This window comes from Paraflavitalea devenefica (assembly GCF_011759375.1).
GTDB lineage: Bacteria > Bacteroidota > Bacteroidia > Chitinophagales > Chitinophagaceae > Paraflavitalea > Paraflavitalea devenefica.
In genome coordinates, this window is record NZ_JAARML010000001.1 from 1706112 (window position 1) to 1725340 (window position 19229).

The 19229-nt window shown below is 48.1% G+C and carries 17 protein-coding genes; 9 read left to right on the forward strand and 8 right to left on the reverse strand.

The genetic code is table 11. The features are described from left to right. The first annotated feature begins 7 nt into the window (after positions 1-7). From HB364_RS06995 to pdxH, 7 genes are all read left to right on the forward strand, one after another. Positions 8-1843: a RagB/SusD family nutrient uptake outer membrane protein gene (locus HB364_RS06995; RefSeq protein ID WP_167287145.1), complete on the forward strand. Its 1836-nt coding sequence runs from the start codon at positions 8-10 to the stop codon at positions 1841-1843. 54 nt (positions 1844-1897) lie between these two features. After that, positions 1898-4534: a fibronectin type III domain-containing protein gene (locus tag HB364_RS07000; RefSeq protein WP_167287146.1), complete on the forward strand. Its 2637-nt coding sequence runs from the start codon at positions 1898-1900 to the stop codon at positions 4532-4534. A gap of 8 nt (positions 4535-4542) precedes the next feature. Continuing rightward, complete coding sequence (locus HB364_RS07005; RefSeq protein WP_167287147.1) at positions 4543-5445, forward strand: PorP/SprF family type IX secretion system membrane protein; 903 nt, start codon at positions 4543-4545, stop codon at positions 5443-5445. 101 nt (positions 5446-5546) lie between these two features. Next, complete coding sequence (locus HB364_RS07010; RefSeq protein ID WP_167287148.1) at positions 5547-6494, forward strand: hypothetical protein; 948 nt, start codon at positions 5547-5549, stop codon at positions 6492-6494. A 281-nt stretch (positions 6495-6775) separates the two neighbouring features. Continuing rightward, positions 6776-7489 (forward strand): UMP kinase, encoded by a 714-nt coding sequence (gene pyrH, locus HB364_RS07015; protein WP_167287149.1) that lies wholly within the window; start codon positions 6776-6778, stop codon positions 7487-7489. Between the two features lie 198 nt (positions 7490-7687). Beyond that, a complete protein-coding gene (locus HB364_RS07020) occupies positions 7688-8719 on the forward strand; it encodes a coiled-coil domain-containing protein (RefSeq protein WP_167287150.1) in 1032 nt (343 codons plus the stop codon). 113 nt (positions 8720-8832) lie between these two features. Beyond that, the gene (gene pdxH / locus HB364_RS07025; RefSeq protein ID WP_167287151.1) at positions 8833-9474 is read left to right on the forward strand and encodes a pyridoxamine 5'-phosphate oxidase; all 642 of its coding nucleotides are present in this window, start codon (positions 8833-8835) and stop codon (positions 9472-9474) included. Between the two features lie 124 nt (positions 9475-9598). On the opposite strand, the gene HB364_RS33640 is transcribed toward pdxH, so the two are convergent. The 4 genes from HB364_RS33640 to HB364_RS07045 form a co-directional block, all read right to left on the reverse strand. Further along, positions 9599-9709 (reverse strand): 30S ribosomal protein THX, encoded by a 111-nt coding sequence (locus tag HB364_RS33640; protein WP_167287152.1) that lies wholly within the window; start codon positions 9707-9709, stop codon positions 9599-9601. A gap of 140 nt (positions 9710-9849) precedes the next feature. After that, complete coding sequence (locus tag HB364_RS07035; RefSeq protein WP_167287153.1) at positions 9850-10119, reverse strand: HU family DNA-binding protein; 270 nt, start codon at positions 10117-10119, stop codon at positions 9850-9852. A gap of 291 nt (positions 10120-10410) precedes the next feature. After that, positions 10411-10716, reverse strand: a complete 306-nt coding sequence (locus HB364_RS07040; protein ID WP_167287154.1) for a DUF4286 family protein — start codon at positions 10714-10716, stop codon at positions 10411-10413. Between the two features lie 10 nt (positions 10717-10726). Next, entirely contained in the window at positions 10727-11494 is a 768-nt protein-coding gene (locus HB364_RS07045; RefSeq protein WP_167287155.1) for an exodeoxyribonuclease III, read from the reverse strand. Positions 11495-11536: 42 nt separating this feature from the next. On the opposite strand from HB364_RS07045, the gene HB364_RS07050 reads away from it, so the two are divergent. Continuing rightward, positions 11537-12295 carry an LOG family protein gene (locus HB364_RS07050; RefSeq protein ID WP_167287156.1) on the forward strand — a complete coding sequence of 253 codons (759 nt, stop codon included), beginning with the start codon at positions 11537-11539 and terminating at the stop codon, positions 12293-12295. A 5-nt stretch (positions 12296-12300) separates the two neighbouring features. On the opposite strand, the gene HB364_RS07055 is transcribed toward HB364_RS07050, so the two are convergent. Continuing rightward, the gene (locus HB364_RS07055) at positions 12301-13032 is read right to left on the reverse strand and encodes a LytR/AlgR family response regulator transcription factor (RefSeq protein ID WP_167287157.1); all 732 of its coding nucleotides are present in this window, start codon (positions 13030-13032) and stop codon (positions 12301-12303) included. Then, positions 13019-14053 (reverse strand): sensor histidine kinase, encoded by a 1035-nt coding sequence (locus HB364_RS07060; protein ID WP_167287158.1) that lies wholly within the window; start codon positions 14051-14053, stop codon positions 13019-13021. The genes HB364_RS07055 and HB364_RS07060 overlap by 14 nt, the downstream gene beginning before the upstream one ends. 195 nt (positions 14054-14248) lie before the next feature. Between HB364_RS07060 and HB364_RS07065 the strand changes: the two genes are divergently transcribed. Beyond that, entirely contained in the window at positions 14249-15154 is a 906-nt protein-coding gene (locus HB364_RS07065) for a DUF5694 domain-containing protein (RefSeq protein ID WP_167287159.1), read from the forward strand. Positions 15155-15216: 62 nt separating this feature from the next. Here the strand turns inward: HB364_RS07065 and metH are convergent, their stop codons facing one another. Both metH and HB364_RS07075 read right to left on the reverse strand, forming a co-directional pair. Then, entirely contained in the window at positions 15217-17907 is a 2691-nt protein-coding gene (gene metH / locus HB364_RS07070; RefSeq protein ID WP_167287160.1) for a methionine synthase, read from the reverse strand. A gap of 74 nt (positions 17908-17981) precedes the next feature. Then, positions 17982-18992 (reverse strand): homocysteine S-methyltransferase family protein, encoded by a 1011-nt coding sequence (locus HB364_RS07075; RefSeq protein WP_167287161.1) that lies wholly within the window; start codon positions 18990-18992, stop codon positions 17982-17984. Between the last annotated feature and the right edge of the window lie 237 nt (positions 18993-19229).

A 19229-nucleotide genomic window follows, 5' to 3' on the forward strand; every position in this document is an offset into this window, starting at 1 on the left:
GCGCATTATGAAAAAGAACTATCTGCTGTACATAATACTCTTTGGTGTGGTTACCATTGCTTCCTGTAAAAAAGGTTTCCTGGACCAGGTGCCCGATGACCGCCTTACTACCGATGATATCTTTGAAAGTCAGAATACCACGCTCGACTTCCTGGCCAACGTATACAGCTACATTCCCGATGAGGGCAACCAGCGCTTTGTAACCAGTGGTGGCGCAGGCCCCTGGAGCGCCGCTTCCGATGAAGCCAAATACACCTGGGATTTTGTAGCCAGCAACAACATCAACCTTGGCTCCTGGAATGCCACCACCGGTTTTGTGGCTTCCTTCTGGCAGCGCTACTACCGCGGTATACGCAATGCCTCCTACTTCATGAACCATGTGGCGGAATGCGAAGAATTGGGTCCTCAGCTTATAAAACAACATGGCGCCGAAGCCAGGGCGCTGCGCGCCATCTACTACTTCTACCTTATCCGCATTTATGGCCCCGTACCGCTTACCGGCGAAGACCCTATTTCACCCGATGCCTCCTTCAATGAAGTGCAACTGCCCCGTAACTCCTTTGAAGAATGTGTGAACTACATCGTGGCAGAGTTGGATAAAGCCGCTGCCGACTTGCCGGTAAAAGCCCTGGGTGATAACAAAGGCCGCATTGATCAGGCTACCGCACACCTCTTCAAACAGCAAACCCTGCTGCTGGCTGCCAGCCCTTTATTCAATGGCAATCCTGATTATGCCAACCTGAAAAATGAAGATGGTAAAACACTCATGCCTTTGCAGTATGATCCCAACAAATGGAAACTGGCTGCTGATGCCGCCAAATCATTCATTGATAAATACGTGCCCACCTATTTCAGCCTCTTCACCGATAAAGATGCCACCGGCAAAGTAAGCCCTTACCTGTCTTGCCGTAATGTAATGCTCACCGACTGGAATGACGAGTGGATCTTTGGCCGCCCCTCGGCTTCTATTGGGACCATCCAATATGACAGAACGCCCTACCATGCAGGCTTTGCCAATGAAGCCAAAGGTGGCGGAGGGTTCGGCGTTACACAAAACATGGTCAATGCCTACTTCATGGCCAACGGCGAAAGCCCCTTCAACGAAGATGGCACCATCAATCCCAACTCAGGGTACATAGCCACAGGCTTCAGCAGCTTCAAATCACCTTATGATGTACAGGCCCGTCAAACTTACAACATGTGGGTGAACCGTGAACCGCGGTTCTATGTAGGCGTTACCTACGACAATAGTTTATGGCTCAATACCAATACCGGCAACATCATCACCACTGTACAATACTCCGGTAATTCGGGGGTTAAAAATACCGGCAGCGACCATAGCCCCACCGGGTACATCGGCCGGAAAAACGTAGCCCTGGGCAACTGGGGCAACGGCAACCGCGCATTGGTGCTTGTGCGGCTGGCCAACGTATTCCTCGATTATGCAGAAGCGCTCAATGAATCCGATCCCGGTAATACCCTTGCTTTATACTACCTCAACCTCATCAGGGAAAGAGCGGGTATACCGCAATATGGCGTAGGGGCCGATGCCTTGCCCGTACCTTCCGGACAAGCTGCCATGCGTGAGGCCATACGCAAGGAACGCCGGGTGGAACTGGCCTTCGAGAACGTACGCTACTTCGATACACGCCGCTGGAAAATTGCACAACAGACAGACAAAGGGCCCATCTATGGCCTGAACATCAATGCCGATGGAACAGCCTTCTACAACATAGTGCCTTTTGAAACAAGGGTATTTGAAAAGAAACATTACCTCTTCCCCATTCCACAGGGTGAAATAGATGTAGACAAGAAACTGGTACAAAATACCGGCTGGGAATAAGCATCCCATAACACAGACGGAAAATACAACTTGAATGAAATAAACCCTTCAAACATGAACAGCAGAACAATCAAAATAGCGTGTTATGGAATATTGCTCCTCTTGTCCATGCATGCATCTGCACAGGATATCATTTCTTATGGCGGCACCTTTACCGTTTCACAGGATAACCCCGGTGGACCGGGCGCCAGCGAAGGCTCGCTAAAACTCATTGACAACGACCCCAATTCAAAAATATTTGTAGGGGGTATCACCCTGCCCTGGTACATGCAGTGGCAATGCAACACATCCGCCAGGGCCGCACAATACGTGCTGATTTCCGGTAATGATGCGCCCACCCGCGACCCGAAGAACTGGAAACTGGAAGGATCGGACGATGCCGCTGTTTGGACCCTATTGGATACCCGCACCAACGAAGTATTCAACGCTCGCAATGAGCTCCGCACATTTGATATTCCCACACAGGGTGTGTACAAATACTACCGGCTTACCATCTCAACGCTCAATGGAAGCACCAACTTTCAGCTATCAGAATGGCGCTTGCTGGAAGGATTACCCCCTGCTGCTCCGACTGCTTTGGCCGGACTGGCCACCTCAGGCGCTGAAATACTGCTCACCTGGCAGGATAATGCTCCCAACGAAAGCGGCTTCGAAATAGAACGCTCCTCCAATGGCATTGATTTCACCAAAGTGGCTGCCCTGCCCGCTAACCGCCTCAGCTATGCGGCGACGGGGTTATTGGTAAATACGGCTTATCAGTTTCGGGTAAGGGCCATCAATACCTATGGCAATTCTGCCTACTCAAACACCATCGTTATTTCAACGCTCAACCAAAGCGGCATCCTTTCCGATGTAACAGATGATGGCGGCGTATTGGCTGTTTCAAAAGACAACGACGGTGGCCCCACAGCCAATGAAGGATCGCTCAAGCTCATTGACAACAGCTATGGCACCAAATTCCTCATCTTCGGCGCTATGCCCGCAGAGGGTTATTGGGCGCGCTACCGGGCTCAGAATCCCTGGGTAGTTACCAAATACACCATCACTACCGGCAATGATGCTTCCGGCCGCGATCCAAAAACCTGGAAATTCCAGGCTACCAATGATACACTCGGCCCCTGGACCGACCTCGATACACGCACCGGCGTCACCTTTGCCGCACGTTCTACCGGTTACACCTTTGCTTTTGCCAATACCACCGCCTATACCTACTTCAGGTTCCTGGTTACACAGAACAATGGGGATGGTGGCATCATGGGGCAGATCAGTGAACTGGAAATATGGGGCATGAGTCCCAATGCACCCAAAGTGCCCGCCGACCTCGACGTGACCGCCGTTACTTTCACCACAGCCACCCTGAAGTGGACCGACAACTCCACCAATGAAACAGGTTTTGAAATAGAGAAGTCAGAAGACAGCATCAACTTTGAAGCGGCTGGTACCGTCGCTGCCAATACAAATACCTATGAAGTGCCCAACCTGCTGGGTGGTTTCAAATACTACTTCCGCATACGCGCTGTGAATGCTTCCACCAAAACCATCTGGAGTAAAATAGTAGATACCATTACAGACTATGACCCCAACCTGCCGCTTACACCGCGCAACCTGCAGGGGGCCGCGCTGTCCGAAACATCCATATCCCTCACCTGGGACGACAGGTCGAACAATGAAACGGGTTTTGAAATAGAGCGGTCTGTCAATGGCATCAACTTTACACCACTGGCCAGCGAAGGAGTGGACATAGAAACCTATACCGATAACAACCTCAACCTTGCCTCCCGTTACTACTACCGCGTAAGGGCCATCAATACCTTTGGCAACTCTTATTACAGCAATGTGGTTTCCGTGATCACGCAGGGACAAAACAAACCGCCCACCCTGGATGCTATTACCAACAAGGATATCTGTACTACCGATTCCACCTTCACCTTCGATCTTACAGGTATAACACCGGGTGTGGAAACCTGGCAATTGGTTACCCTCGCGGTGACCAGCTCCGATCCCGCTTTATTTGATGAGCTGTCTGTAACTCCGGTGGTAAATGGAAAAGCGCAGCTTTCCTACAATGCGGCCAAAGGTGGTACGGCTACCATCACCGTAAGGGCGCAGGATAATGGCGCTACCTTCAATGGCGGTAATGATACCTATACCCGCACCTTCACCATCGTGGTGAACCCGCTCGTGGTCAACATTGCTTCCGATAAAGGCGCTGTTATTCCAAGGCTTGAAACGGCTCACCTCACGGCCTCCGGTGCCGATAATTACACCTGGGAAATTACGCATGGTATCATCAATGGGCAGCAAACAGCCACCTTAACCGTTCGCCCCACCATCAATACGCCTTATACCGTGTTGGGCGTGAATGATCGCGGCTGCAAGGATACGGCTACCATCACCATTCAGTTGCAGGGCACTTACAACCTCGATCCTGTGAACGTGATCACCCCCAATGGTGACGGTAAAAATGACCGCTGGGTCATCTGGAACATCAACACCTTCCCCGGCAATGAAGTGCGGGTAATGGACAGGGCCGGTCGTGTGGTATTCACACAGAAGAACTACATGAACGACTGGGAAGGGACCTATAACGGCAAACCACTGCCCGAAGGTGCTTACCTCTACATTATCAAATTAGGCCCCGGTATACCGGCCGCACAAGGCGTATTAACCATCATTCGCAACCGTAAATAACTACCAACATGAAACGTCTATATAACTGCAGGAAAATAGTTGTCATAATAGCACTGCTATTGGCTGGTATAACAGTAGCCAATAAAAGTGCTGCGCAACAGGATCCTTTTGGCGCCAGCTACTTCCTCAATCAATACCTGGCCAATCCGGCCATGGTGGGCGGCGATAACAAAATAAAAGCAGGGGTAGGTTACCGCCGCCAGTGGGCCGGTATTTCCAATAGTCCGTACAGTCTGTATGCTACCGGTGAATACAGCAGCGGTGATAAGATCAACCTGGGCATCAGCTTGTACAATGACAGGGCCGGCATGCTCAATACCAGCATGGCCATGGCCACCTATGCCTACTACCTGCCCGTAACCAGCACTGGCGGGAGGGTACACCTGGGGATTTCGGCAGGCGCCGTCAACAGGCGTATTGATACCAAGAACTTCAATGGCGATCCTGGCGATGTATTGCTGACCGATGGTAACGACTTTCAGTTTGATGGGGGCATCGGGGTAGCCTACACCGATAAGCGCATCACCGTGCAGGCATCCTTCCCCAACATGGTTACCTACTTTAAGAAGGAAAATGAAGACCTGGTGAACAGGCCCACCTTCTTTGCGGCAGCCAGTTATAAATTTGCTTTCAATGATGGAGACTTTACCGTAGAGCCCAAAGCAGCCTTCCGTGGTATGCAGGGCTTTGACAATATCATTGATGCCGGCGCCAACATCACGCTGAAGCAAGTGAATGTGTTTGGTATCTACCACACCTCCAAAAACATCACGGCAGGGGCTGGCCTGAAAATAGCCGACAAACTGGTCATTAATGCCATCTACACTTCTGCCGGCGCCGCCATCCGGGAATACATTGACGGCAACTTTGAAATAGGCCTCAGCTTTTCACTGGGCGGCAAAGAGAAATAAACATCATAATCAGTCATTAAATAAAATTCCCCGCAGAGTCTCCCGAAGAGCTTGCCATGCTTTGCGGGGGGACTCTGCGGAAAACAAAAGAATACATCCTCATGAAAATAAACAACAACCTCATCCTGTGCTTGCTGATATTGCCACTGCTGCTTTCGGCAGCGTGTAAAAAAAGCGGTGGTGGCAATACACCTGCACCGCCATCCAATCCACCGGTGGTGGACCCGCCAGACGCACCCATCAAAGCATGGCAGGAACACTGGTTCGAGCATAAGCAACTCGTAAGCCGGGTATATTATGACACTGTACTGGCCGTTTATTATGACAATGACGTATCAAGGACCATCACCTGGCCCTATACCTTCCTGAAAGACGTATGGCTGTACAGCAACGCCACCTATGGCAAACTCTATGGTACGGATAAAAGGCTCTATGCCATCTTCCATACCGGTAAATATGGCGGCGGTCATCCGGCTTACTACTACGATGCCGGGCACGACAACAAGAACGTCATTGATTGTGGTTCCAATGCCGGCAATGCCTGGATCTCCGGTACGGGCAATGACCTTGACCTCGCTACGCATGAAATAGGTCATATTGTGGAAAGCACCACGCATGGTACAAAGAGTTCACCGGCCTTTACCTTGTGGAAAGACAGCAAGTGGATGGAAATCTACATCTATGATGTGTACAAGGGATTAAAGCGGGAGGCGGACGCTGCCCGCTGGTTCAACATGATGATGACCACCACCGACAACTTCCCGGCGCCCAATACGCAGTGGTTCAAGAACTGGTTCTTCCCCATCTATGATAAACATGGCGGTAGTGCAGTACTCAGCAAATTCTTCAAACTCCTGGCCGATCACTTTCCCAAAAATGGAGATGGCCGTTATACCCGCGACCTGAACTGGGGTGAGTTCATACACTTTTGGAGCGGTGCGGCAGGAACCAGTTTAAAAGCGCAGGCCACGATTGCCTTTGGCTGGCCGGCAGAGTGGGAGGTTCAATTCAACAATGCAAAGACCGCCTTCCCGGGAGTAACGTATTAAAACCTGATTAATAACATCAATCAAACCCATTAAAAGAATGGCAAAAGTGCTGAAATAATTGTATTTACTGGTTGCCTCGATGCCTTTATGCCTTGTTGCCTTTGTGCCTTAATGCCTTTTTCTCTTCAGCAGTTAGTTTTGTTTGTATTAACAATCGTCCTAACCAGGACCAATGCGTTCCTTTCCAGGGACGCATTTTTTTCTATTCTTCAAATCCCTTTTCTTTGCACAACAATTTGCCAGAAGCTGGCGGTTCCATTGTTAATTTTATACTATTATTCATGCTGCCCAAGTACAAGCGCATCCTGTTAAAACTGAGTGGTGAATCATTGATGGGGGATAAAAGCTTCGGCATGGATCCCGTGATACTTGATCAGTATGCCCGCGACATCAAGGAAATTGTAGACCTGGGCGTACAGGTAGCCATCGTAATTGGCGGTGGTAACATCTACCGGGGTATGAATGAAGCAGAGACTGGTATAGAACGCGCGCATGGCGATTATATGGGCATGCTGGCTACCGTAATCAATGGTATGGCCATGCAGGCCATGCTGGAAAAAGTAGGGGTTTATACCCGCCTCCAGAGCGCTATCAAAATGGAGCAGATCGCAGAGCCCTACATCCGCCGCCGCGCCATCCGTCACGTAGAGAAAGGCCGTGTGGTCATCTTCGGGGCAGGCACCGGCAACCCTTACTTTACCACCGATACGGCTGGCTCCCTCAGGGCCATTGAAATAGAAGCAGATGTTATCTTAAAAGGCACCCGGGTAGATGGTATCTATACCGCCGATCCCGAGAAAGATCCCAAAGCCAAAAAATACGAGACCATCACCTTCCAGGAATGCATCTCCAAAAATCTGCGTGTAATGGACATGACAGCATTTACCCTCTGCATGGAGAACAACCTGCCGATCATTGTTTTTGACATGAATACTACCGGAAACCTGCGTAAAGTGGTCTGTGGCGAAAGAGTGGGAACACTGGTAAAATCCTGATAACCAATTTAACAAAATTATTAAAGCCCACAGGCTTGTATATGTGACTTTATCGCACTAATTTAACAGGGTGAAAAAGCGTCCCCAAACCCTCTGACGCTTTCTTCAACTACTTTGCCCCCTTACTATTCAAGTCCCTTGAAAGATGAGGTTTATCCCGGGAAAACCCGTGCGTAAAGGAAATTTTTCCGAACTGCTATGAACTTAGTACACATCTTATTGGCCGCTAAACTGTCCATTGGTCTTGCAGAGATCATTGTTTTCATGTTGGTATCCCTCGCCTTGGGATTTGCCATTCATTTCTACCTCACCCAGAAAAAAATACTCCCTTCCGTTACTCAGGAGCCTTCCGTCCTGGCCGAAGAACCCATTGGCGGATTGGACGAATGGCGCCTGAAATTCTATGAAGAAGTAGACCTGCGCGAACAACTTACCCGTGAACTGGAAGAAACAAAGGAAAAAGAGGAATTACTGGAACTGGAAGTAGAGGAATTGAAGGAGGAAATTACCCGCCTGGAGAAAGAAATACCCGATGAACAGGAAAAGGAAGGGAAAGGAGAAGCGGCACCAGGATCAGATAATAACTACCTGTCGCAATTGCAATATGCGCAGGATAACCTCTTTGCCCATAACCAGCACATTGGCCGGCTGCTCCAGCAGGTGGAAATACTCAAGGAATCAGAGCAGAAATATGCCGAAGTGCAGCAACTCAATGAAATGCTCGGCAGCCAGCTCCGTGATGCCCGCCGTGCATTGGTGGATAAAGAAGCAGAACTCAAACAAGTACGTCAGCAGCAGGTATTGAGCAATGAAGTAAAAGGCCGGCTGGAAAAAGCCTACGAAGAATTTGGTGTCCTCCAGGATCGCCTGCATAAAATAGAAACGGCCACTTCACCACAGAACAAGAACTTTGAATATGAAGAGCTGCAGCAGGCCTACTTCAAAATCACCCGCGAGTTCGATGAACTCAAAATGAAGCAGGTCAACATGCTGGAAGAACACCAGCGCCTGGCCCGCCTCTTGGCCGATACAGAAGACAAGCTGCGCGAATCCAACTTCCAGCGCCAGCAACTGCTCAAAAAAGTCAACTTCCTCGAAGAGTTGAATACCGATCTGCAGCAGGTAGCCGAGCACAATAAAAAGCTGGATATCCAGCTAAAACGCATTGCCGAAATAGAAACGCTCCTCGCCCGCCTCTCCAATGAAAAGGACAGCGATAACAAGGCCTGATCATCTTTCGGGTCAGTATTTTGCTGATTAAAATCAGCTCATCAGCTTCTTTTCATCTGGCTACTATTCCCGTCAGTACCCTAATTTTGCGGTACTAATCTTACATTATAGCCATGTCATCTATTGCAGATATCCGGAAAGATTACAAACTCAAAGCGCTTACAGAACAACAGGCAAAAAAAGATCCTATAGATCAGTTCTCCCAATGGTGGGAGGAAGCTGTCGCGGCCGAAATAGAGGAAGTAAACGCTATGACGCTGGCCACAGCATCATCCACCGGTATTCCGGATGCGCGCATTGTACTCCTGAAAGAATACGATGCCAATGGTTTTGTATTCTTTACCAACTATACCAGCGCCAAAGGGCAGCAAATGGAAGAAAACCCGCATGCAACCCTCGTATTCTTCTGGAAAGAGCTGGAGCGCCAGGTGCGCATCAGTGGCCGGGTGGAAAGAGTGAGCGAAGAAGAGAGTGATCAATACTATAACAGCCGTCCGGAAGGTAGTCGTATCGGCGCCTGGGCATCTCCTCAAAGCCAGGTAATTGAGAGCCGGGAATGGCTCGATCAGCAGGATCAGCAATTCAGGGAACTATTCCGGTCAAAGCCCATCCTGCGGCCCCCGCATTGGGGCGGCTATCGCGTAAAGCCCGTTCGCATAGAATTCTGGCAGGGCCGTTCCAACCGCCTGCACGACAGGTTATATTATACATTAAATCAACAGGGAAGCTGGACCATGGAGCGGCTGGCGCCGTAATGGAGAAGCCGTAAACCGGCTGTAATAGATTGTCCTGTGGCTGGTAGAGCGAAGTTGAGGGGTTGAAAGGTTGATAAGTCAAAACGGATGCCCGGTCCAACTTATTAACCCATCAACGTATCAACTATTTACCTTCTTTCTTGGGAGCAGCTTTCTTTGTTCTTGCAGGCCTGCTTTTGCCAAATGAACCTTTAAAAGTCTTCCCTTTCTTGGTTTTTTTATCACCTCTGCCCATGTTACAATGCTTTTAATTGAGTAAAAAATAGAGTGCAAAAATAATACTTCGTCCATTTACCGCATAAAAAAAGCTCCGGTACGGTTAGCTCATATTGTAGTGAGCACTGTAACGGAGCTTCCATGCAGTGGCATGCAGCATTATAATTTAGCTTGCAATTCTTTTCCTGCCTTAAACCTGGCAACTTTCTTAGCCTTGATCTTGATAACAGCACCAGTTTGGGGGTTGCGGCCATTACGGGCAGCTCTCTTGGAAACAGAGAAAGTACCGAAACCTACTAAGGTTACTTTTCCACCACCTTTCAGGGTCTTGGTAACTGCTTCAACAAAAGAATCCAAAGCGGCATTTGCTTGAGTCTTGGTAACACCAGCGTCATCAGCAAGCTTTGCGATTAATTCAGCTTTGTTCATAGTGTAATGTTTTAAAATTTAAGCACGACAAAAATAGATGCTTTTTCATTGAAACAAAATTTTTATCTGCTAAAATTAACATTTGCTAAAATTGCTATAACCCGCTCGGGGCAAGGATTTTAGGAAATGTAACCGGTTTTGGTGAGGCCATCATATTTTATCGTTCCTTGTGAAATACACTGCCCGCCTGTGTTTCACGCTATGTGGGCTGAAATGCTGTACAGCAAAGGGTTTGCGAGGAATATACAATAATTTCCTGCTTAGAGGCCATTAAAATAATCTTTTCCACACTTAGTTCACAACCTCCATCAGACTTCTGAAAGAGATACATTTATCACCCCACTTATTCAAACCTTCTTGCCGCAAGCCCGGTGCATAATTGTCAATGTAGCGTAGATAATCATCCTTGGTATGGGAAAAATACTGCGCTGCATAAGTGGGCCCCTCCGTCTCATCTGTTTCCAGCAGCCGCACCAACTGATACCTTTCAAAACAGCCGGTGGCAACAACGGCCGGCATATGCTCCTCTTGCATCCACTGTACCCAGGATTCATGAATACTCCAGTGAACAAGGGTCGTAACATTATAAATAATCATGTTGAATGCATTATTTGGTTAACTCCAGGTATACCGGACAATGATCGCTGTGCTTTACATCGGGATAAATGTCGGCGCCTTTTAATTGCTTGCGCAATGGCTCAGTAGCATTAATATAATCTATGCGCCAGCCTTTATTTTGCAGGCGTACAGCGGGAAAACGTTGACTCCACCAGCTATAGCGGTGAGGTTCCGGATGGAATTCGCGGAAAGTATCTACCCAGCCGCTATCCATAAACTTGTCCATCCATGTACGCTCTTCCGGCAAAAAACCCGAAGAATTCTTATTGCCTTTGGGGTCGTGAATATCTATCTCCTTATGGGCAATATTATAATCGCCGCAAAGGATCAGTTTAGGATGCTTTTCCCGGAGTGTACTCAAATAAATAAAAAACTCATCCAGCCATTCATACTTATACTGCTGGCGCATATCGCCCGTAGTGCCCGATGGGAAATAGGCATTGATCAGGCGAACATCCCCGAAATCCAGTTGCATCACGCGGCCTTCCTCATCACTGACCTGGTGGCCCGTGCCATATACCACATTGTCAGGCTTGATCTTCGTAAAAACAGCCACGCCGCTATATCCTTTCTTCTGGGCGCTGAACCAGTAATCGTAATAATCAAGGTTCGTGAACTGTTTATAGTCCACATTATCCTTATGTGCTTTCGTTTCCTGGAGGCAGATAATATCGCCCGGATCTGTTTTCAGCCAGTCAATAAGCCCCTTATTCATGGCTGCACGAATACCATTTACGTTATAGCTAATGATACGCATGATTAATTATTTTTACATTTGGTCGCAATTTACAGTATTGATATGGAAGCTTCATCAGTTAAAACCACTACTAAGCCTGGCAAGCCGATCATACCGCCCAAAGAGCATGTCTACCTGGATGGGCCTAAGCCCCGTACCTATGAATTGTTCTTCGCCTGGAAAGTGTTCACACAGTTCATAAAGGCCTTTCGTACCCTTCACTTTGTGGGGCCTTGCATTACCGTATTCGGCTCGGCCCGCTTTAAAGAAGACCATCCTTACTACCATAAAGCAAGGGAATTTGGCGCCCGCATCGCCCAAACCGGTTTCACTACCATGACGGGCGGAGGGCCCGGCATCATGGAAGCCGCCAACCGCGGGGCTTTTGAGCACGATGGCAATTCCGTTGGATGTAACATCCGCCTGCCTTTTGAGCAAAAAGCAAATCCTTACCTGCATAAATCCCTCACCTTTGAGCATTTCTTTGTGCGCAAAGTGGTGCTGGTAAAATACTCTTATGCTTTCATCATCATGCCCGGCGGCTTTGGTACACTGGATGAGTTCTTTGAAACCCTCACCCTGGTGCAAACCAGGACCATCACCCAATTCCCCATCGTATTATACGGCAAAGAATACCACCAGGATTTATGGGACTACCTAGAGTATATGGTACTGCAAGGCACCATTGCCCGGGAAGACCTCAGCCTGGTATTACTGACCGATAGTGTGGATGAAGCCATGCACCACATTCATACCTACATACAAAAAAATTACAAAATAAAACCGCGAAGCCGCTGGTGGTGGCTATTTGAGAAGAAGTAATAACATTATCCTTTAATATTCAGCCGTTGCTGAAACTGTTCCTGGTACGTTTCTCCAACAGGAATATAATTGCCGGCAATAACAATACGGTTGCGCTCAATAAACTGGATCTTATCCAGCGCTACCAGGTACGATTTATGCACCCGCATAAAATGACTGTCCGGTAACTGCTCCTGGAAGCTCTTCATACTTTGCAGCGTGAGTATCTTCCCTGTAGTTGTATAAATAGCTACATAATCCCGCAGCCCTTCCATATAAAGGATATCAGCCAGGTCTATCTTCTGGATCTTGTATTCTGTTTTCACAAAAATATAGCTGGCAGGAGTGGCAGTTACCGTTGGAGTTTGTACCACAATCACAGGCTCTGCAGCGAGTCGTTCGCGGGCCTTATGTGCCGCCACCAGGAAGCGGTCAAAAGTTACCGGTTTCAGCAAATAATCAATAACATCAAATTCATAACCGTCCAATGCATAATCCGGATAAGCAGTAGTAAGGATCACCTTGCACTTATGTCCAATAATCTTCATCAACTGAAGCCCCGTCAGCTCCGGCATCTGGATATCAAGAAACAGCAGGTCCACAGTCCCCTGCTGCACCAGTTCAATGGCCTTCATGGGATTCGTGGTTTGCTCCTTTAATTCGAAAAAGGGCGTTTTTTGCACGTAATCCGCCATCAGCTTTAGCGCCAGTGGTTCATCGTCTACCACTACACATGATATCGTTTTATTTGTTGTCATTCCTGATTTCCAGTTCAACTTCGAATAATTCGCTTGTTTCTTGTACCTGCAGGGTATACCGGCCGGGATACAAAAGCTCCAGCCGTCGCTGCACATTTTCCAGTCCGATACCGCCCCCTGTATCTTTTTGCCGTTGGCTTACAGCGTTGCTGATGTAAAAGCGTATTAGCGCTTCATTAGCCTGTAGTTTAATATGGATCTGGTTACCATTGCTTGTATCGCCATGTTTAAAAGCATTCTCTACAAACGGGATCAACAGCAGGGGAGGAATATGGGCTTTCCCGGGATTGCCTGTTATCTCCATATTGGCCGGTAAAGCGCTTTCAAAACGCATCTGTTGCAGCTCCATATACTTTTCAATATACTCCAGCTCCTTTTGCAAGGGTACTTTTTCATTCGTGTCGTACAGCATATAACGCAACAGGTCCGATAGCCTGGCTATCGCTGTCAGCGATTGGTCCGATTGGTGATAGACCAGCGAATAAATATTATTAAGGCTGTTAAACAGGAAATGTGGGTTCACCTGCGATCGTAAAAAAGACAGTTCCGTCTGTTTATTTTCCAGCATCAATTGCGTTTGTTTCAACTGGTGCTGGTATTCATTTTGTACAAAAAAATAAACAATACCGAAGGCAGAATACAAAAAGGCGTAATAAATATTATCTATATAATAATACAACAGCGGGGTGCCGGCCCAGTAATTGCGAAAATCAAACTGCCAGGGATATAATAGCTCTTCAATTGAGTAACGGATGGAGATAATTATTCCTACGCTCACTATCCAGTATAAGAGCGTCTGCCGTTTGCTTTTCCGGAAACCTCTTTCAAAAATGATATAAGCCGCCAGCGGATAGAGCAGGAAAATGAAAAAACCGCCAACATTTAAAAAGGCCCCCTGCTTACTATGTATCCAGGGGAATATGGGCTGTCCGCGTACCCATAAAGAAATATTCCCGGCAACTTCCCGGAGCAATTCAAACAAAAAATAAAAGAGGGTGATCCTGAGTAAATGCTTACGCATAGCCAAATCTATGGCAGTTATCATTAAAATCCTTCCCCGATAAGCCTGCCCGTGCCTTTCGTCTGCCAATCCCGGCTTTTCATCTTCCAATACCGGGTGCAGGGGAATGCCGTGCTTGCAGACAGAACCCGTTGGTTAGCAGATCAGAAAAGAAGGGGCGGAGGCGGGTCAGTTACTTTGCTCAAAATTATTGCTATGAAACTTCTTCCTGTATTGTTCATCATCATCCTTTGCACCACCAAAGCCTTTGCCCAAACCGTTAACTGGAAAAAACTGGAACAGTTAAATCCCGATAAAATACTCCTTGACCCTGCCAACCCTCCCACAAAAGCCTTGCTGGTGGGCTCTTTCCACTTTGGCTATCCTGGCCTGGATGGGCATAAAACAGACTCCTCAAAAATGCTTGATGTGCTGTCGCCCCGGCGGCAGCAGGAGATCAGGCAACTGGTAGCCGTAATAGCTTCTTTTAAACCTACCCGCATCTACATTGAATCACGCAGCCAGCGTTATACCGACTCGCTCTACAATGCTTACCTCGAAGGAAAACATACGCTGCGCAGGGATGAGAGGGACCAGATCGCCTTCCGTTTGGCAAAAGAACTGAACCATCCCAAAGTATATGCGGTAGATGCTCTTGGTTTTACCAATGAAAACTATAGGAAATACTCGTTTATAGACAGCTTGTGGAAGGGTGTTGTACCGGTGGATTCCACCCGCGATAAAATGTTTGATAAAAAATATACGCGCTTCTATGAAGCGGGGGACTCTTTAGAGCTGGAAAATACCCTACTGGAAAGTTTTTTGGTCATGGCCGATCCCCTTGTCCTGCACCGCTACCACGGACATTACCTGTCAGGTGGGTTCAATACTACAGATTACAAGGGGCCCGACAGATTGTCCATGTGGTGGTATACCCGCAACCTTAGGATATTTAACAACATCCTTACAACAAAGCCTGCCCCTACCGATCGTATAGTTGTGCTTTTCGGGAACGGTCACATGCCCATCCTGAAGCATTGCTTTGAATCCTCGCCGGAGTTTGAGCTCACCACCCTGAAAGAGCTGGCATTGAAAATGCAGGCTGCAGGGAAATTAAAATAATAATAAAAGGGCCGGATTGATCAATCCGGCCCTTTTATTATTATAATACTGATCGCTGATAACTACTCCAATACCGGCCTCAACCACCTTTCTGCTTCGTCTATCGCCATGCCTTTGCGTTTGGCATAATCTTCAAACTGGTCTTTTTCAATCTTACCGATACCGAAATACTTACTATCCGGATGGGCAAAATACCAGCCGCTCACAGAAGAGGCGGGATACATAGCCAGTGATTCGGTCAATGTAATACCCGTAGTTTCCTGGCCGCCCAGCAGGTTAAAAAGTTTATACTTCTCTGTATGATCGGGGCAGGCAGGATAGCCGGGTGCCGGGCGGATACCTAAATACTTTTCACTGATCAGTTCTTCATTGCTGAAATGCTCATCTTTGGCATAACCCCAGAACTCCTTACGCACGCGTGCATGCAGCAATTCTGCAAAAGCTTCCACCAGCCTGTCGGCCAGTACCTGTAACATGATCTTATTATAATCATCCATGTTTTTGGCAAAGGCTTCTACATGTGGTTCAATGCCCTGCATCGTAACCGTAAACGCGCCCATATAGTCGGCAGGTATAGTTGTACCATTAGTGGGCTTGATAAAGTCGGCCAGACTGATATTGGGCTGGTCTGCCGCTTTCTTTACCTGCTGGCGCAGGAAATCCAGTTGCACCGTTCCTTTATCGCTGTATATTTCTACCGTATCATCGGCAGTAGCCTGTGCGGGCCAGAAGCCGATAACGCCCCGGGCAGTAAGCCATTTCTCCTTAATGATCTGCTGAAGCAACTTCTTGGCGTCTTCATACAGCTTGGTCGCTTCCTTGCCTACTTTTTCATCCTTCAGGATCTGGGGGAACTTGCCATGCAGCTCCCAGGCTATAAAGAAGGGCCCCCAGTCAATATATTCAGCTATTTCCTGCAGATCGTACTGTTCAAAAACTTTGGTGCCTGTAAACGTTGGCTTAACCGGGGTAAAGCTATCCCAGTCTATCTTCACCTTGTTCTTCTGCGCCTGGTCAAAAGGCAGGTATTGCTTGGCTGACTTCTTATTGCCGAAATCCTCTTTGAGCTTGGTATATTCCTTTTGGATCTTACCCAGGAAGTCAGGCTTCTGTTCGTTGCTTAAGAGCGAACCTGCTACCGTAACGCTGCGGGAAGCATCCAGCACGTGTACAACACCCAGGTCGTATTCCGGGGCAATCTTTACAGCCGTATGCATGCGCGAAGTAGTAGCGCCACCAATCAGCAGCGGCTGCTGCATATTACGGCGTTTCATCTCTTTGGCAACATGCACCATCTCATCCAGGGACGGCGTGATCAGTCCGCTCAATCCAATAATATCAACCTTCTCTTTCTGGGCGGTTTCCAGGATCTTATCGGCCGGTACCATTACGCCAAGGTCAATAATATCATAGCCATTACAACCCAGTACCACACCCACAATGTTTTTACCAATATCGTGCACATCGCCTTTCACGGTCGCCAACAGGATGCGGGCGGCGCCTCCCTGCTGGGCAAGGGGATTGTTCCTTTTCTCTTCTTCGATAAAAGGCGTCAGTACAGCCACGCTTTTCTTCATTACCCGCGCACTTTTTACTACCTGTGGCAGGAACATTTTACCACTACCAAAGAGATCACCCACTACATTCATACCATCCATCAATGGCCCCTCAATCACTTCCAGCGGACGGGCATATTGCTTACGGGCTTCTTCCGTATCCTGTTCTATATAATCGGTAATACCATTTACCAGCGCATGCGTTAAACGTTCCTGCACCGTTCCGTTACGCCATGCTTCATCCTTCACCTCTACTTTGCCTTTCGCCTTTACTGTTTCGGCAAAAGTGATCAGGCGGTCTGTAGCATCCGGCCGGCGGTTAAGGATCACATCCTCACACAGATCACGAAGCTGTGGTTCTATCTGATCATATACCACTAATTGCCCGGCATTCACAATGCCCATATCCATGCCGGCCTTAATGGCATAGAACAGGAACACGCTGTGCATGGCTTCCCGCACGTGGTCATTACCCCGGAAGGAGAAGGAAATATTACTCACGCCCCCGCTTATCTTGGCCAATGGCATCCTTTGTTTAATAACGCGGGTGGCTTCTATAAAATCAATAGCGTAATTATTGTGCTCTTCAATACCGGTGGCTACGGCAAAAATGTTAGGATCAAAAATAATATCCTGCGGCGTGAAGCCTACTTCTTCTGTCAATATCTTATAGGCCTGCGTACAAATATCTACCCGGCGTTGGAAAGTATCGGCCTGTCCCTGTTCATCAAAGGCCATCACTACCACGGCGGCGCCAAACAGTTTGCAGATACGCGCTTCCCGGATAAACTTGTCTACCCCTTCTTTCATAGAGATAGAGTTCACAATGCATTTACCCTGTACGCATTTCAGTCCTGCTTCTATGATCTCGAACTTAGAGCTGTCGATCATAATAGGGATCTTCGCAATATCCGGCTCACTCTGTACAAGGTTAAGGAAAGTGGTCATGGCCTTCACCCCATCCAGCAAGGCGTCGTCCATATTCACGTCCAGTACCTGTGCCCCGCTTTCCACCTGCTGGCGGGCTACGCTGAGGGCTTCTTCATACTTGTTTTCCCTGATAAGGCGGGCAAACTTCTTAGATCCTGTAACGTTTGTACGTTCACCTACATTCACAAAGTTTGTTTCCGGGCGCACTACCAGTGGCTCCAGACCAGACAGGCGTAAGTAAGGCTTTATAACAATTTGTTCGGACATACTGATTATTTGGAATCGAAACCGGTTGTTTATTGACACCTGATATTCCTGTCCGGAACACCAGATTTGAATCGTTATAACGCTTCTTCAAGAATAGGCAACTTCCTCGGCGTTATATGCTTTACGTGTTCTGCGATATGCTTAATGTGATCGGGAGTGGTGCCGCAGCAACCGCCCACGATATTTACAAATCCCTGTTCGGCCCACTCTTCAATAAAATGAGCTGTTTCTTCCGGTAGCTCATCATACTCTCCCATCGCATTGGGCAGACCGGCATTGGGATAAGCAGACGTATAGCAGGCCGCGATCTGGCTCAGCTCTTCAATATGCGGCCGCATTTCCGCTGCTCCAAGAGCGCAATTCAAACCAATGCTTAATGGTTTGGCGTGGAATACGGAAGTATAGAACGCTTCCAGCGTTTGTCCGCTCAGCGTACGGCCGGAGGCATCCGTAATCGTGCCGCTGATCATGATCGGCAATTCCGGCTTATTGGTATCCTGGAAGTATTTCTTGGCAGCATAAATGGCCGCCTTGGCATTCAGGGTGTCGAAAATCGTTTCAATAAGGATAATATCAATGCCGCCGTCTACCAGGCCGGAAACCTGCTCATAATAGGCCGTCATCGCTTCATCAAACGTCAGGGCCCTGTAACCGGGATTATTAACGTCCGGTGACAGGCTAAGCGTTTTATTGAGCGGGCCAATAGCGCCTGCTACAAAGCGGGGTTTGGAGGGGTCCTTTTGGGTATACTTATCGGCTGCACGGCGGGCGCACTGGGCGGCGGCCACATTCAGCTCATAAGCCAGTGACTGCATCTCATAATCAGCCATGGCGATCGTAGTGCTGGAGAAAGTATTCGTTTCAATAATATCTGCCCCTGCTTCCAGGTACTGACCATGAATTTCCTCTATAATATGGGGCTGTGTAAGGCACAGCAGGTCATTATTGCCTTTTACGTCCAGGTGCCAGTCTTTAAAACGATCGCCCCGGTAATCGGCTTCCTCCAGCTTATACCGCTGGATCATAGTGCCCATGGCGCCATCAATAATCAAAATGCGTTTGTCTAATTCTTTCCTGATGTCCATATGCGTAAATTTTTATTGACTGCCGGCAAAATACAGGCAGTGATAAATGGCAGCATTGGTAATGCATAAGATAGTCAGGCAGTGGGTGATACTGTTCGGAGGCAGAACATCATAAACGTTGGGAAAATAGCATGAAGGTTTTCCTGGCGTTTATTAGTTCTGTTATTGAAACCTCCCTGGAGAGGCCATCCCGTTTCAGCGGGATTACAGGCCGAACAATAAACAAATCCGCCTGCG

Bases quoted from the DNA above. Each gene is read 5' to 3' on its own strand.
- HB364_RS07010 (WP_167287148.1), top strand. From the start codon at position 5,547: ATGAAAATAAACAACAACCTCATCCTGTGCTTGCTGATATTGCCACTG.
- HB364_RS07005 (WP_167287147.1), top strand. From the start codon at position 4,543: ATGAAACGTCTATATAACTGCAGGAAAATAGTTGTCATAATAGCACTG.
- HB364_RS33640 (WP_167287152.1), bottom strand. From the start codon at position 9,709: ATGGGCAGAGGTGATAAAAAAACCAAGAAAGGGAAGACTTTTAAAGGT.
- HB364_RS07045 (WP_167287155.1), bottom strand. From the start codon at position 11,494: ATGCGTATCATTAGCTATAACGTAAATGGTATTCGTGCAGCCATGAAT.
- pdxH (WP_167287151.1), top strand. From the start codon at position 8,833: ATGTCATCTATTGCAGATATCCGGAAAGATTACAAACTCAAAGCGCTT.
- HB364_RS07060 (WP_167287158.1), bottom strand. From the start codon at position 14,053: ATGCGTAAGCATTTACTCAGGATCACCCTCTTTTATTTTTTGTTTGAA.
- pyrH (WP_167287149.1), top strand. From the start codon at position 6,776: ATGCTGCCCAAGTACAAGCGCATCCTGTTAAAACTGAGTGGTGAATCA.
- HB364_RS07035 (WP_167287153.1), bottom strand. From the start codon at position 10,119: ATGAACAAAGCTGAATTAATCGCAAAGCTTGCTGATGACGCTGGTGTT.
- HB364_RS07000 (WP_167287146.1), top strand. From the start codon at position 1,898: ATGAACAGCAGAACAATCAAAATAGCGTGTTATGGAATATTGCTCCTC.
- HB364_RS07065 (WP_167287159.1), top strand. From the start codon at position 14,249: ATGAAACTTCTTCCTGTATTGTTCATCATCATCCTTTGCACCACCAAA.
- metH (WP_167287160.1), bottom strand. From the start codon at position 17,907: ATGTCCGAACAAATTGTTATAAAGCCTTACTTACGCCTGTCTGGTCTG.
- HB364_RS07075 (WP_167287161.1), bottom strand. From the start codon at position 18,992: ATGGACATCAGGAAAGAATTAGACAAACGCATTTTGATTATTGATGGC.
- HB364_RS07040 (WP_167287154.1), bottom strand. From the start codon at position 10,716: ATGATTATTTATAATGTTACGACCCTTGTTCACTGGAGTATTCATGAA.
- HB364_RS06995 (WP_167287145.1), top strand. From the start codon at position 8: ATGAAAAAGAACTATCTGCTGTACATAATACTCTTTGGTGTGGTTACC.
- HB364_RS07050 (WP_167287156.1), top strand. From the start codon at position 11,537: ATGGAAGCTTCATCAGTTAAAACCACTACTAAGCCTGGCAAGCCGATC.
- HB364_RS07055 (WP_167287157.1), bottom strand. From the start codon at position 13,032: ATGACAACAAATAAAACGATATCATGTGTAGTGGTAGACGATGAACCA.
- HB364_RS07020 (WP_167287150.1), top strand. From the start codon at position 7,688: ATGAACTTAGTACACATCTTATTGGCCGCTAAACTGTCCATTGGTCTT.